16 protein-coding genes are annotated in these 13,574 nt (G+C 49.2%); 12 read left to right on the top strand and 4 right to left on the bottom strand.

Annotated features, from left to right (window positions below; genetic code table 11):
• Positions 1-41: 41 nt before the first annotated feature.
• Genes FEK50_RS17430 through rimJ form a run of 3 tightly spaced genes read right to left on the bottom strand, consistent with a single transcriptional unit; the run spans position 42 to position 2,209 of the window.
• Positions 42-965, bottom strand: coding sequence for a Gfo/Idh/MocA family oxidoreductase (locus FEK50_RS17430; protein ID WP_130205505.1), 924 nt, complete (start codon positions 963-965; stop codon positions 42-44).
• A gap of 1 nt (position 966) precedes the next feature.
• The gene (locus tag FEK50_RS17425) at positions 967-1,614 is read right to left on the bottom strand and encodes a YceH family protein (RefSeq protein WP_064528533.1); all 648 of its coding nucleotides are present in this window, start codon (positions 1,612-1,614) and stop codon (positions 967-969) included.
• Between the two features lie 10 nt (positions 1,615-1,624).
• Entirely contained in the window at positions 1,625-2,209 is a 585-nt protein-coding gene (rimJ, locus tag FEK50_RS17420) for a ribosomal protein S5-alanine N-acetyltransferase (RefSeq protein ID WP_130205501.1), read from the bottom strand.
• Positions 2,210-2,444: 235 nt separating this feature from the next.
• On the opposite strand from rimJ, the gene mdtH reads away from it, so the two are divergent.
• The 10 genes from mdtH (at position 2,445) to FEK50_RS17370 (ending at position 9,869) form a co-directional block, all read left to right on the top strand.
• Entirely contained in the window at positions 2,445-3,653 is a 1,209-nt protein-coding gene (gene mdtH, locus FEK50_RS17415) for a multidrug efflux MFS transporter MdtH (RefSeq protein WP_131162252.1), read from the top strand.
• Positions 3,654-3,716: 63 nt separating this feature from the next.
• Entirely contained in the window at positions 3,717-4,364 is a 648-nt protein-coding gene (grxB, locus tag FEK50_RS17410; protein WP_130259666.1) for a glutaredoxin 2, read from the top strand.
• A 133-nt stretch (positions 4,365-4,497) separates the two neighbouring features.
• A complete protein-coding gene (locus FEK50_RS17405; protein WP_032183927.1) occupies positions 4,498-5,058 on the top strand; it encodes a lipoprotein in 561 nt (186 codons plus the stop codon).
• Between the two features lie 105 nt (positions 5,059-5,163).
• Positions 5,164-6,210 (top strand): dihydroorotase, encoded by a 1,047-nt coding sequence (gene pyrC / locus FEK50_RS17400; RefSeq protein ID WP_131162253.1) that lies wholly within the window; start codon positions 5,164-5,166, stop codon positions 6,208-6,210.
• A 73-nt stretch (positions 6,211-6,283) separates the two neighbouring features.
• Positions 6,284-6,529 carry a DNA damage-inducible protein I gene (dinI, locus tag FEK50_RS17395; protein ID WP_001217771.1) on the top strand — a complete coding sequence of 82 codons (246 nt, stop codon included), beginning with the start codon at positions 6,284-6,286 and terminating at the stop codon, positions 6,527-6,529.
• A 284-nt stretch (positions 6,530-6,813) separates the two neighbouring features.
• The gene (gene bssS / locus FEK50_RS17390; protein WP_000414435.1) at positions 6,814-7,068 is read left to right on the top strand and encodes a biofilm formation regulator BssS; all 255 of its coding nucleotides are present in this window, start codon (positions 6,814-6,816) and stop codon (positions 7,066-7,068) included.
• Positions 7,069-7,182: 114 nt separating this feature from the next.
• Positions 7,183-8,301, top strand: a complete 1,119-nt coding sequence (solA, locus tag FEK50_RS17385; RefSeq protein WP_131162254.1) for an N-methyl-L-tryptophan oxidase — start codon at positions 7,183-7,185, stop codon at positions 8,299-8,301.
• A gap of 47 nt (positions 8,302-8,348) precedes the next feature.
• Positions 8,349-8,462 (top strand): YceO family protein, encoded by a 114-nt coding sequence (locus FEK50_RS17380; protein WP_001253741.1) that lies wholly within the window; start codon positions 8,349-8,351, stop codon positions 8,460-8,462.
• Between the two features lie 261 nt (positions 8,463-8,723).
• A complete protein-coding gene (locus FEK50_RS17375; RefSeq protein WP_131162255.1) occupies positions 8,724-9,290 on the top strand; it encodes a cytochrome b in 567 nt (188 codons plus the stop codon).
• A 3-nt stretch (positions 9,291-9,293) separates the two neighbouring features.
• Complete coding sequence (locus FEK50_RS17370) at positions 9,294-9,869, top strand: YceI family protein (RefSeq protein WP_064528519.1); 576 nt, start codon at positions 9,294-9,296, stop codon at positions 9,867-9,869.
• A 41-nt stretch (positions 9,870-9,910) separates the two neighbouring features.
• On the opposite strand, the gene FEK50_RS17365 is transcribed toward FEK50_RS17370, so the two are convergent.
• Positions 9,911-10,963, bottom strand: coding sequence for a rhodanese-related sulfurtransferase (locus FEK50_RS17365; RefSeq protein ID WP_131162256.1), 1,053 nt, complete (start codon positions 10,961-10,963; stop codon positions 9,911-9,913).
• 223 nt (positions 10,964-11,186) lie between these two features.
• On the opposite strand from FEK50_RS17365, the gene lpxL reads away from it, so the two are divergent.
• Both lpxL and mdtG read left to right on the top strand, forming a co-directional pair.
• The gene (gene lpxL, locus FEK50_RS17360) at positions 11,187-12,107 is read left to right on the top strand and encodes a kdo(2)-lipid IV(A) lauroyltransferase (protein ID WP_130205487.1); all 921 of its coding nucleotides are present in this window, start codon (positions 11,187-11,189) and stop codon (positions 12,105-12,107) included.
• A gap of 171 nt (positions 12,108-12,278) precedes the next feature.
• Positions 12,279-13,505 (top strand): multidrug efflux MFS transporter MdtG, encoded by a 1,227-nt coding sequence (gene mdtG, locus FEK50_RS17355; RefSeq protein WP_130205485.1) that lies wholly within the window; start codon positions 12,279-12,281, stop codon positions 13,503-13,505.
• Positions 13,506-13,574: the final 69 nt, after the last annotated feature.

Below are 13,574 nucleotides of genomic sequence, written 5' to 3'. Positions count from 1 at the left end.
CCTGGATTATGGTGAATTGCTACCGCCAGATGTTACAGGGTTTATTCACTCATCGCATCGCGCCAGATCTTATCAACGATGCGCTGCGCCAGCACCGCCTGTTCACCCGCGGTTTGCGGAACTGTCTGATTTTGCACGCATTCAATGAAATGGCGCGCACAACCGACAAATCCACGCTGCTCGAGGGTACTTTGCCAGCCAGGAATCGGTTTATGCACCACGCCCTGCCCACGCTCCTCACGCCATTCACGCATATCGGTGATGTCGATTAATGCCCCTTCAGTCACTGCCAGCACCGCTTCACGCTGACTTCCGGCACGACGATGCATAGAGGTGGTGATTTGTAACTGACCTGCCGAAAAATGGTGCTCGGCAAACAGCATTTCGCCAGACTCATTGGTCAGCAACGTACCGCTTTCGAGAGTTGCATTGCCGCCAGACAACCACAACGCGGTATCAACCACATGCAAATAATCATCCAGCAAGGTGAAATAAAGATCGTGTGGCCCGACGCTATTGGTACGATGTTTATCCATTCTTAGCGAGGCTGCGCTGGCAAGCTGCGTTTTTAACTCACTGTACAGCGGCGCGAAACGACGGTTAAAGCCGACCATCAGTGTCAGTTTTTTGCGCGCTGCAAGTTCAACCAGTCGCTCGGCATCGCGCAGATTTTCCGCCAGCGGTTTATCGACACAGACATGTACACCTGCATTTAATAACGCACTGACCACCTCAAAATGACTGGCGGTGCTGGAGTGGACAAATACCGCATCGCAACTGGCGGCAAGGTTAGATAACGAATCGGCGTAAGGAATGCGCCAGCTTTCACAAATTGAGATGGCTTTCTCACGCGTTGGCGACCACGCCCCCTGTAGCGTCCAGTCAGACGCTGCTGCCAGCACTGGCAGCCACGCTTTTTGCGCGATGCCGCCTAAACCCACTACGCCGATACGTAATTTTTTCACGTTAATCTCCCAGATGGGCCAGCAACGAATCAAGACGCTGTTTCAGTTCTGCCACCTCGATTTCCAGGGCTTCGACGCGGGATTGTAAATCACCACCAACCGCGTCCGACGTTTCTGTAAGCACAGGCTGATCATCCACCTCGCCACTGAAAAGATGCATATAGCGGCTTTCGCGTTTACCCGGTTCGCGAGCCAGACGAACGACAAAAGGCCCATCTTCGCGATTAGCCAGTTGTTCCAGCGTCGTTTCTACTTCCGTCATATCGCTGAATTCATACATCCGCGCCGCGCGACTGCGCAGTTCACCTGGCGTCTGAGCACCGCGCAACAACAAGGTGGTAATTAATGCGACTTCCGCGGCGCTAAGTTTCAGGTCACCAAACTCAGAGTTGCAGAAACGTTGTTCATATTTGGTGACTCGATTACCAAAGCCACTCACCGTGCGCAGATAATGGCGTTTTACCAGATTATCCAGTTGCTCCTGTACCTCGGATTCGCTCAGATTCATTACCGGTTCACGGTTTGTTTTCTGGTTACAGGCCGTTACCACGCCATTCACGGAAAGCGGGTATTGCTCTGGCGTCGTCACCTGTTTTTCCAGCAAACAGCCAATCACACGGGCTTCCAGTGCGGTAAGTTGATACTTCATGAAATTCTCCTTAGCGGCCGGGCGTCCAGTCCGGGGTGGTTAATGCCGTCAGTACGTGATCGCGCCATTTTCCATCAATCAACAAATAATCTTTCGCATAGCCTTCTTTTTCAAACCCCAACCGCGCCAGCAAATCACCGCTGCGTTTATTGTGCGGCATATAGTTGGCCATAATGCGATGAATATGTTGGGTACGTTGCATATAGCGAATGGCGGCGGTCAGAGCTTCAAACATCAGTCCTTTACCCTGCCATTTTTGTCCGATCGAATAACCGAGATAACAGGCGTGAAAAGAGCCGCGTACCACATTGGAAAAATTTGCTACGCCAATAATCTCTTTCTCATCTGGATCAAATAATCCAAAGTAAAAGGCTGAGCCCTGTTTATGAAATTCGTTAATCATGCTTAACCTGGCCTGCCAGCCTGAAGGATAGCAGTGGCTTTCATCGCGCACCGGCTCCCAAGGCTTCAGGAAATGGCGATTCTCTGCGTAATAATCCGCCAGTCGCCAGGCATCACGTTCATGCACCAGACGCACGACCAGTCGGTCGGTGGTTAAGCGCACTTTTGGCACGTTACTGCGATAGCCAAACATTCTATACCTACTCCTTCCCGTAACGTCTTTAATACGCTGTAAGTATTACTATACCTGCGCAACCAGAGCCTGTGAAAAGTCCAAAATACCATTTTCTGCATTATTCACATATTTGATAAAAACTCTCTATCAAAGCGACGTTTTGATAAAAAAATATTGTCCCCGATATGATGGGAAAAATCTTAGCAGCAATGCAGAATAGAAAGTGCTCATCTTTTATTTCCCGGGAGGGGAAATGTCGCGCGTATCGCAGGCGAGGAACCTGGGTAAATATTTCCTTCTCGTCGATAATATGCTGGTCGTGCTGGGGTTCTTTGTTGTCTTCCCGCTGATCTCTATCCGCTTCGTTGATCAAATGGGCTGGGCCGCCGTAATGGTCGGTATTGCCCTCGGTCTGCGTCAGTTCATTCAGCAAGGATTAGGCATTTTCGGCGGTGCTATTGCCGACCGTTTTGGCGCTAAACCGATGATCGTTACCGGTATGCTGATGCGCGCCGCCGGATTCGCCACCATGGGCATCGCCCATGAACCCTGGATGCTGTGGTTTTCTTGTTTGCTCTCGGGCCTCGGCGGTACGTTATTTGATCCGCCGCGTTCGGCGCTGGTGGTGAAATTAATTCGTCCGGAACAACGGGGCCGTTTTTTCTCCCTGTTGATGATGCAGGACAGTGCCGGTGCGGTCATTGGCGCGCTGTTGGGGAGTTGGTTATTGCAATACGATTTTCGCCTGGTCTGCGCCACGGGGGCAATTCTGTTTGTATTGTGTGCAGCGTTTAACGCCTGGTTGTTGCCTGCGTGGAAACTCTCTACCGTTCGCACGCCAGTCCGCGAAGGCATGACCCGCGTGATGCGCGATAAACGTTTTGTCACCTATGTCCTGACACTCGCGGGCTACTACATGCTGGCGGTGCAGGTGATGTTGATGCTGCCGATTATGGTCAACGACGTTGCCGGAGCGCCCTCTGCCGTTAAATGGATGTATGCCATCGAAGCGTGTCTGTCGTTAACGTTGCTCTACCCTATCGCCCGCTGGAGCGAAAAGCGTTTTCGTCTGGAACATCGGTTGATGGCGGGGCTACTGGTGATGTCATTAAGCATGATACCCGTGGGCATGGTCAGTGGCCTGCAACAACTTTTCACCCTGATTTGTCTGTTTTATATTGGCTCGATCATTGCCGAACCTGCGCGTGAAACTCTTAGCGCCTCGTTAGCGGATGCACGAGCGCGCGGCAGTTATATGGGGTTTAGTCGGCTGGGCCTGGCGATAGGCGGCGCTATTGGCTATATCGGCGGAGGCTGGCTGTTTGACCTGGGTAAATCCACGCAACAACCGGAGTTGCCGTGGATGATGTTGGGCGTTATTGGCCTCATCACCTTCCTTGCATTGGGCTGGCAATTTAGCCATAAACGTGCCGCGCGTCGGTTGCTGGAACACGACGCCTGATTTGATACTCCCCCCTGACTCCTCCATACTGAAAGTGAACTGACAGCCAAATGGAGGAGTCACGTGAAGCTATATATTTACGATCACTGCCCTTACTGCCTCAAAGCCCGCATGATTTTCGGCCTGAAAAATATCCCCGTCGAATTACACGTTCTGCTCAACGACGATGCAGAAACACCCACCCGGATGGTCGGTCAAAAACAGGTTCCCATTCTGCAAAAAGATGACAGCCGATATATGCCAGAAAGCATGGACATTGTTCACTATGTGGATAAGCTCGACGGCAAACCGTTACTGACGGGTAAACGCTCCCCTGCCATTGAAGAGTGGCTGCGCAAGGTCAACGGCTATGCCAATAAACTGCTGTTGCCGCGTTTTGCCAAATCGGCGTTTGATGAGTTTTCTACTCCCGCCGCGCGCAAATACTTCATCGACAAGAAAGAGGTCAGCGCGGGTAATTTTGCCGAGCTTCTCTCACATTCTGATGGGTTAATTAAAAATATCAGCGATGATTTACGTGCACTGGATAAACTCATCGTCAAGCCAAACGCCGTGAATGGCGAGCTTTCGGAAGATGACATTCAACTTTTTCCGCTGCTGCGTAATCTGACGCTGGTTGCCGGAATAAACTGGCCAAGCCGCGTCGCTGATTACCGCGATAACATGGCCAAACAGACGCAAATCAATTTGCTATCATCAATGGCGATTTAACCCTGGCCTGCCGCGGCAGCCTGTATTCGCGGGTTGCCGCTGTTTTCAGTTTTTTCTGCTGGCGAGTTTATCGCTGGTGACACATGCTGCGTTGTGTCAGGATATTGACGCAGATTTCATGTCGAGGACTACCATGAACAAGTTTTTATTTGCCGCTGCATTAATCGTCAGTGGCCTGCTCGTTGGCTGTAATCAACTCACCCAATACACCATCACCGAACAAGAGATTAACCAGTCGCTTGCGAAACATAATAATTTCTCAAAAGATATCGGTTTGCCCGGCGTGGCTGACGCCCATATAGTTCTGACAAACCTGACCAGCCAAATTGGTCGTGAAGAACCTAATAAGGTTACCCTAACCGGGGACGCCAATCTGGATATGAACTCTCTGTTCGGTAGCCAAAAAGCAACCATGAAACTGAAGCTGAAAGCGCTGCCTGTGTTTGATAAAGAGAAAGGCGCCATCTTCCTGAAAGAGATGGAAGTGGTCGACGCGACCGTGCAGCCGGAAAAAATGCAAACCGTGATGCAAACGTTACTTCCCTATTTGAATCAGGCATTACGCAATTACTTTAACCAGCAGCCGGCTTACGTCCTGCGCGAAGATGGCAGCAAAGGCGAAGCAATGGCTAAAAAACTGGCAAAAGGCATTGAAGTGAAACCAGGTGAAATAGTCATTCCGTTCACTGATTAATTACGAGGGCGTATTTGCGCCCTTTATTTTTCGTGCAAAGGAAAACGTTTCCGCTTATCCTTTGTGTCCGGCAAAAACATCCCTTCAGCCGGAGCATAGAAATTAATGACTGCACCATCCCAGGTATTAAAGATCCGCCGCCCAGACGACTGGCACCTTCACCTCCGCGATGGCGACATGTTAAAAACTGTCGTGCCGTATACCAGCGAAACCTATGGTCGGGCCATCGTTATGCCCAATCTGGCACCGCCTGTAACAACAGTTGAGGCTGCTGTGGCTTATCGCCAACGTATCCTTGACGCCGTACCGGACGGACACGATTTCACCCCGCTGATGACCTGTTATTTAACAGACTCGCTGGACCCCAATGAGCTGGAGCGTGGATTCAACGAAGGCGTGTTCACCGCCGCAAAACTTTACCCCGCGAACGCCACCACCAACTCCAGCCACGGCGTGACGTCGGTTGACGCAATCATGCCAGTACTTGAGCGCATGGAAAAAATCGGTATGCCGCTGCTGGTGCATGGTGAAGTGACCCATGCTGACATCGACATTTTTGACCGTGAAGCGCGTTTTATTGAGACGGTCATGGAGCCACTACGCCAGCGCCTGACCGCGCTGAAAGTCGTTTTCGAGCACATCACCACCAAAGATGCTGCTGACTATGTTCGTGACGGAAATGAACTATTGGCCGCCACCATTACTCCCCAGCATCTGATGTTTAACCGTAACCATATGCTGGTTGGCGGTGTGCGTCCGCATCTCTACTGTCTGCCGATCCTCAAACGCAATATTCACCAACAGGCGCTGCGTGAGCTGGTCGCCAGTGGTTTTGATCGCGTTTTTCTGGGTACCGATTCCGCACCACATGCCCGTCATCGTAAAGAGAGTAGCTGCGGCTGTGCAGGTTGCTTTAATGCGCCATCGGCGCTGGGTAGTTACGCCACCGTATTTGAAGAGATGAATGCACTACAGCATTTTGAAGCATTCTGTTCTTTAAACGGGCCGAAATTCTATGGATTGCCGGTCAATGAATCGTTTATTGAACTAATACGTGAAGAGCAGCAAATTGCTGAAAGCATCGCTCTGACAGACGACACGCTTGTTCCTTTCCTGGCTGGGGAAACTGTACGTTGGTCTTTTAAGCAATAAAAAACGTAGCCACCTGTTGTCTTTAGCTTATTTTGCCTGTATAAATAACCAGTATATTCAACAGGGGGCTATTATGCGAATTGAAGTCACCATAGCGAAAACTTCTCCACTACCCACTGGGGCCATTGACGCTCTGGCGGGTGAACTTTCTCGTCGTATTCAGTATGCGTTTCCGGACAATGAAGGTCACGTATCGGTACGATATGCTGCGGCAAATAATTTATCGGTTATTGGCGCAACAAAAGAAGATAAACAGCGCATTAGCGAAATTCTACAAGAAACGTGGGAAAGCGCCGATGACTGGTTTGTTAGCGAATAATATGCAGTGATGTTTGTTTTTGCCGGGTCGCCCCGGCTTTTTTATATTTTAAGATTGTTTGTACAAATTTTACACTCCCTCAAAATAATTGCACAATATGCTAAAAAAATATGAACGACATGCTGTTTTATTGTTCATATAAATCTTAAAAGAAAAAAAATATCTCACTACCCCTTTAAAATTTCGGTGAATACCCATATTTATTGATATACTGAAGTTGCTTCAGATAAAAACGCATTGAACCTCGAATAACGTTGTCTAGTAACACGAATTAGGGGGCCATGATGGAAAAAAACAATGAAGTCATTCAGACTCATCCGCTCGTAGGGTGGGACATCAGCACCGTTGATAGCTATGATGCGCTGATGTTGCGTTTGCACTACCAGACCCCAAATAAGTCCGAGCAGGAAGGGACTGAAGTTGGTCAGACACTCTGGTTAACTACTGATGTTGCCAGACAATTTATTTCGATATTAGAAGCAGGAATCGCCAAAATTGAATCTGGTGATTTCCATGTCAATGAGTATCGGCGTCATTAACATGACATGACCATCCACCCAAAAGGCACCTTAACGGTGCCTTTACCATTTCTGGGTTGTATATCGTTTGTTACTTATTTACTCTGCTTAAACCATGAGAGCAGAGAGAAAAAAATGAAATACGATCTCATCATTATTGGCAGCGGTTCCGTAGGCGCTGCAGCCGGGTATTATGCCACCCAGGCCGGTTTGAAAGTGCTGATGACCGACAGCCATATGCCGCCACATCAACACGGCAGCCACCACGGAGATACGCGATTAATTCGCCATGCTTATGGCGAAGGCGAAAAGTATGTCCCGCTAGTACTCCGTGCGCAAACCCTGTGGGAAGAACTCTCCCGTCACAACGAAGAAGACCCCGTTTTTGTGCGCTCCGGCGTCATCAACCTCGGCCCTGCTGACTCCGAGTTTCTCGCCAATGTCGCCCACAGCGCGGAACAATGGCAACTCAACGTCGAAAAACTGGATGCACAGACAATTATGGCCCGCTGGCCGGAAATACGCGTCCCTGACAACTATATCGGGCTATTTGAGGCCGATTCCGGTTTTTTACGCAGCGAACTGGCGATTAAAACCTGGATCAAACTGGCGAATGAAGCTGGCTGCGCACAACTGTTTAACTGTCCGGTCACCGCAATTCGTCATGACGATAACAGCGTAACTATTGAAACGGCGGACGGCGAGTACCAGGCAAAGAAAGCGATCGTCTGTGCAGGTACCTGGGTAAAAGAGCTGCTACCAGAACTGCCCATCCAGCCCGTACGTAAAGTATTCGCCTGGTATCAGGCCGATGGCCGCTATAGCGTGAAGAATAAATTCCCGGCCTTTACCGGTGAATTGCCCAATGGCGATCAATACTACGGTTTTCCGGCGGAAAACGATGCTCTGAAGATTGGGAAACATAACGGTGGTCAGGTCATTCATTCAGCGGATGAACGTGTTCCGTTTGCGGAAATCGACAGTGACGGTTCCGAAGCTTTCCCATTCTTACGTAGTGTGTTGCCAGGTATCGGCTGCTGCCTGTATGGCGCTGCTTGCACCTATGATAATTCGCCTGACGAAGATTTTATTATCGATACCCTACCAGGACACGCTAATACGCTACTGATTACCGGCCTGAGTGGGCATGGCTTTAAATTTGCTTCGGTATTAGGGGAAATAGCCGCTGATTTTGCGCAAGACAAAAAAATCGATTTTGATTTAACGCCATTCCGGCTTTCCCGCTTCCAATAATCATCATCACGGCCTCTAAGTTGAGGCCGTTTTTACAGGAGCTTTTAATGCGTCGCCTGGTGAACTATCTCATCAATAATATTCGCGAACATCTCATGCTTTATCTTTTTCTCTGGGGGGTATTGGCGATTATGGATCTGATCTATGTGTTTTATTTTTAATCACCAGGCGCTGACACAAACTGACAAAAATTTAATCTCCCTTTCATTTGGCGTGAAAATTTGAATAAGCTTATTCCAGTCGCAACAGCATTCACCAGACATCCCTCAGCCTGGAACCACTAAACTTATGAAGATTCTTTCATTATTAAATCAAAATTATTGAAATAAAAATAAATATCATTCGGATTGTTGTTTTTAAGTTGCAATTCATCTCATGACAGGCCATTTTCATTACCTCGTGAATATGTTCTGGATGCAGTTATGCAATTCATAAATTCCCCTCAACGCTATGGTGTTATTTCTGCCGCTTTGCATTGGCTAACGGCAATTATTGTCTATGGCATGTTTGCTTTAGGTTTGTGGATGGTAACGTTAAGTTATTACGACGGTTGGTATCATAAGGCGCCAGAGTTGCATAAAAGCATCGGTATTCTATTAATGATGGGGCTGGTTATTCGCGTTCTCTGGCGTTTAATTTCTCCTCCGCCTGGCCCACTGAAAAGCTATTCTCCCGGTATACGCTACGGAGCGAAAGCAGGCCATCTGGCACTTTATCTTTTGCTCTTTGCTATTGGCATGAGCGGCTACCTTATCTCGACCGCCGATGGCAAACCCATCAGCATCTTTGGTTGGTTTGAAATCCCCGCAACGCTTGCCGACGCAGGCACGCAAGCTGACTTAGCAGGCGCTCTACATTTCTGGTTTGCCTGGAGTGTCGTCGTCCTGTCAGTTATGCACGGATTTATGGCGCTGAAACATCATTTCATCGATAAAGACGACACCCTGAAGCGCATTCTGGGAAAGTCGTCATCTGACTATGGAGTATAAAAAATGAAAAAAAGCCTGCTTGGTTTAACCTTCGCTTCCCTGTTGTTCTCTGCCGGTTCAGCTATCGCTGCCGATTACAAAATTGACAAAGAAGGCCAGCACGCCTTTGTCAATTTCCGCATTCAACATCTGGGCTACAGCTGGGTTTACGGCACTTTTAAAGATTTCGACGGTACTTTTACGTTTGATGAAAAGAATCCGGCTGCCGATAAAGTCAATGTCACCATTAACACCACCAGCGTAGATACCAACCATGCCGAGCGCGATAAACATCTGCGCAGCGCGGATTTCCTCAACACAGCAAAATATCCGCAGGCAACCTTTACGTCCACTAGCGTAAAAAAAGACGGTGACGAGCTGGATATCACAGGTGATCTGACACTGAATGGCGTAACTAAACCAGTAACGCTGGAAGCGAAGTTGATTGGTCAGGGCGACGACCCATGGGGTGGTAAACGTGCAGGCTTCGAAGCTGAAGGTAAAATTAAGCTGAAAGACTTCAATATCAAGTCAGATTTAGGTCCGGCCTCTCAGGAAGTTGATCTGATTATTTCGGTGGAAGGTGTACAGCAGAAATAATGCTGAAATGTTGCCGGATGACGCGCATCCGGCAATGATGTTTATTCCGCAGGATCAGGTATGCCCAGTGTCGTATTCAGGCGTCCCCGCGACTTATTGAAGATTTTATTGCCATTTTCTCGCCCGGCTCGACGGCGTCGTTGTTCTTCTGGCGGTAATGCGCTCTCTTCGCAGCAAATCTCACTACAACACCCCTTGAATTTCTCAGCACACGTCGGACACTGGATAAACAGCAAGTGACAGCCATCATTTTTACAGTTGGTATGGCTGTCGCATGGCGTGCCGCACTGATGGCAATGTGCAATAATTTCATCAGAGATGCGCTCGCCCATCCGTTCGTCAAAAACGAAATTTTTGCCAACAAAACGCACTGGTAAGCCTTGTTCACGCGCCTTACGGGCGTATTCAATAATGCCGCCTTCAATATGCCAGACTTTATTAAAGCCGTTATGCTTCATCCAGGCACTGGCCTTTTCGCAACGAATGCCACCAGTGCAGTACATGACGATTTTTTTATCTTTATGCGTCTGCATCATCTCAACCGCTTTCGGCAGTTGTTCACGAAAGGTATCAGCCGGAATTTCCAACGCATTTTCGAAATGACCGACTTCATATTCATAGTGGTTGCGCATGTCGATAAACAGCGTATCGGGATCATCAAGCATGGCATTCACTTCCGCCGCTTGCAGATATTCCCCGACATTGGTGGCATCAAATTGAGGATCGTCAATCCCGTCGGCGACAATCCGCTCGCGGACCTTCATGCGCAGCACCCAGAAGGATTTCCCATCATCATCCAACGCGATATTCAGGCGTAAACCATCTAACGCAGGATCAAAAGCATAAAGCTGTGCACGAAATGTCTCGACGTTGCTCGCTGGTACACTAATTTGCGCGTTGATCCCCTCATGTGCCAGATAGACCCGGCCAAAAACATCCAACGAAGCAAATAGCTGATATAAAGCATCGCGGGTCACTTTAGGATCGGCAATATGGAAATATTTATAAAACGAAATGGTGGTGCGCGGTTCACTCTCGGCCAGCATTTTGGCTTTCAGTGCGTCGTTGGAAATTCGGTTGTGTAACACTGGCATGGTGTACGGTTCCTGCGAGGTGGGAAAGTAAAATCCGGCGCATGATATAGCAATAATCGCAAATTAACATCCACACATTTTACGCTACATTTGCGCATTAAAAATTATTAATAGTTTACATGCGCGGCATTTTCGCCCAGTCTTCAGCCTCAAATTTTGGTTGAGGGCGAAAAAATGCGACAATACATACAATTGCCCGTATAGGTTGAAAGACAGGATTGATATGACGAATCTACCCAAGTTCTCCACCGCACTGCTTCATCCGCGTTATTGGTTAACCTGGTTGGGTATTGGCGTACTTTGGTTAGTCGTTCAGTTACCCTACCCAATCATCTACCGCCTTGGCATTGCGACGGGGCGACTGGCGTTACGTTTAATGAAACGACGCGCCAAAATTGTGCATCGCAACCTGGAACTGTGCTTCCCGGAAATGAGCGAACAAGAGCGCCAGCAGATGGTGATTAAGAATTTTGAATCCGTTGGCATGGGACTGATGGAAACCGGCATGGCATGGTTCTGGCCAGAAAGTCGGGTTGCCCGCTGGACGGAAGTTATCGGCATGGAGCATGTCCGTGACGTGCAGGCGCAAAAGCGTGGCATCCTGTTAGTTGGCATCCATTTTCTGACGCTGGAACTCGGTGCACGACAATTTGGAATGCAGGAGCCGGGGATCGGGGTTTATCGCCCGAATGACAACCCATTGATCGACTGGCTGCAAACCTGGGGCCGCCTGCGTTCGAATAAATCGATGCTCGATCGCAAAGATTTAAAAGGGATGATTAAAGCACTTAAAAAAGGTGAAGTCGTCTGGTATGCGCCGGATCACGATTACGGTCCGCGCTCGAGCGTTTTTGTGCCGTTGTTCGCCGTTGAGCAGGCGGCAACCACTAGCGGTACCTGGATGTTGGCACGAATGTCCGGCGCATGTCTGGTGCCATTTGTCCCTCGTCGTAAGCCGGACGGCAAAGGTTATCAGTTGATCATGCTACCGCCAGAGTGTTCACCGCCTCTGGATAACGCTGAAACCACCGCCGCGTGGATGAACAAAGTGGTCGAAAAATGCATCATGATGGCGCCAGAACAATACATGTGGTTGCATCGCCGCTTCAAAACGCGCCCGGAAGGCGTTCCTTCACGTTACTAACCTTCTTTATGCCGGATGCGCAGCATCGCATCCGGCACATCAGCATCAAATTCCCTGATTTAGCGATAAAAGCTCTCTGCATTGCGTCACTTATAAGTCAGGCGCATAATTAGTGTGCTTATCTTTTATTCTCTTGTTCACCGCGCCCTGGCGCACCAACAGCGGATTGCTATGTCACCCTGTGAAAATGACACTCCCATAAACTGGAAACAAAACCTGCTCGTTGCCTGGCTTGGCTGTTTTCTTACCGGCGCCGCCTTCAGTCTGGTAATGCCGTTCTTACCCCTCTACGTTGAGCAACTCGGCGTTACGGGCCACTCGGCGCTAAATATGTGGTCAGGGATTGTCTTCAGTATTACCTTTCTATTTTCTGCCATTGCTTCTCCGTTCTGGGGAGGATTAGCTGACCGCAAAGGTCGAAAAATTATGCTCCTGCGCTCTGCCCTCGGGATGGGTATCGTGATGGTGCTGATGGGGGTAGTGCAAAATATCTGGCAATTTCTGATCCTGCGAGCATTGCTGGGTCTGCTCGGTGGATTTGTCCCTAATGCCAACGCACTAATCGCCACTCAGGTTCCACGCAATAAAAGCGGCTGGGCGCTGGGTACGCTCTCTACCGGTGGGGTTAGCGGCGCGCTGCTCGGCCCCATGGCTGGCGGCCTGCTCGCCGATAACTACGGCTTACGTCCGGTATTTTTTATTACCGCCAGTGTGCTAATACTCTGCTTTTTCGTCACCCTATTTTGTATCAAAGAGAAATTCCAGCCAGTCAGCAAAAAAGAGATGCTGCACATGCGGGATGTCGTGACATCGCTTAAAAACCCGAAGCTGGTACTTAGCCTGTTTGTCACAACATTAATCATCCAGGTCGCCACCGGTTCAATCGCGCCAATCCTGACACTCTATGTCCGCGAACTGGCGGGGAATGTCAGTAATGTTGCTTTTATCAGCGGCATGATTGCCTCGGTCCCCGGCGTGGCTGCGCTACTTAGCGCGCCACGACTTGGCAAACTGGGGGATCGTATCGGGCCAGAGAAGATCCTGATAACGGCGCTGCTCTTTTCTGTGCTGCTGTTAATCCCTATGTCTTACGTCCAGACACCATTCCAACTGGGGGTTTTACGCTTTTTACTCGGGGCCGCCGATGGTGCGTTACTCCCCGCAGTACAAACGCTACTGGTCTATAACTCAACAAACCAAATCGCCGGACGAATTTTCAGCTACAACCAGTCATTTCGTGATATTGGCAACGTTACGGGACCATTGATGGGCGCGGCTATCTCGGCAAACTATGGTTTCCGCGCAGTGTTTCTGGTCACCGCAGGAGTTGTGTTGTTTAACGCGGTTTATTCCTGGAACAGTTTGCGTCGCCGCCGATTGCCCCAAGTGACAGGCTGATTTTTCGCCTTTCATACTTGCAAAAGCGCATAATCAGCTATTCTTTCCCTGAATACATCATCAAATCAA

Source organism: Escherichia sp. E2586, from assembly GCF_005781105.1.
Lineage (GTDB): Bacteria > Pseudomonadota > Gammaproteobacteria > Enterobacterales > Enterobacteriaceae > Escherichia.
Note: the sequence above shows the minus strand (reverse complement) of the source record. Positions and strands in the feature narration are given on the sequence as shown.

Coding starts and splice junctions, on each gene's coding strand:
- FEK50_RS17425 (WP_064528533.1), bottom strand. CDS start 1,614: ATGAAGTATCAACTTACCGCACTGGAAGCCCGTGTGATTGGCTGTTTG.
- rimJ (WP_130205501.1), bottom strand. CDS start 2,209: ATGTTTGGCTATCGCAGTAACGTGCCAAAAGTGCGCTTAACCACCGAC.
- mdtH (WP_131162252.1), top strand. CDS start 2,445: ATGTCGCGCGTATCGCAGGCGAGGAACCTGGGTAAATATTTCCTTCTC.
- FEK50_RS17405 (WP_032183927.1), top strand. CDS start 4,498: ATGAACAAGTTTTTATTTGCCGCTGCATTAATCGTCAGTGGCCTGCTC.
- pyrC (WP_131162253.1), top strand. CDS start 5,164: ATGACTGCACCATCCCAGGTATTAAAGATCCGCCGCCCAGACGACTGG.
- dinI (WP_001217771.1), top strand. CDS start 6,284: ATGCGAATTGAAGTCACCATAGCGAAAACTTCTCCACTACCCACTGGG.
- bssS (WP_000414435.1), top strand. CDS start 6,814: ATGGAAAAAAACAATGAAGTCATTCAGACTCATCCGCTCGTAGGGTGG.
- solA (WP_131162254.1), top strand. CDS start 7,183: ATGAAATACGATCTCATCATTATTGGCAGCGGTTCCGTAGGCGCTGCA.
- FEK50_RS17380 (WP_001253741.1), top strand. CDS start 8,349: ATGCGTCGCCTGGTGAACTATCTCATCAATAATATTCGCGAACATCTC.
- FEK50_RS17375 (WP_131162255.1), top strand. CDS start 8,724: ATGCAATTCATAAATTCCCCTCAACGCTATGGTGTTATTTCTGCCGCT.
- FEK50_RS17370 (WP_064528519.1), top strand. CDS start 9,294: ATGAAAAAAAGCCTGCTTGGTTTAACCTTCGCTTCCCTGTTGTTCTCT.
- FEK50_RS17365 (WP_131162256.1), bottom strand. CDS start 10,963: ATGCCAGTGTTACACAACCGAATTTCCAACGACGCACTGAAAGCCAAA.
- lpxL (WP_130205487.1), top strand. CDS start 11,187: ATGACGAATCTACCCAAGTTCTCCACCGCACTGCTTCATCCGCGTTAT.
- mdtG (WP_130205485.1), top strand. CDS start 12,279: ATGTCACCCTGTGAAAATGACACTCCCATAAACTGGAAACAAAACCTG.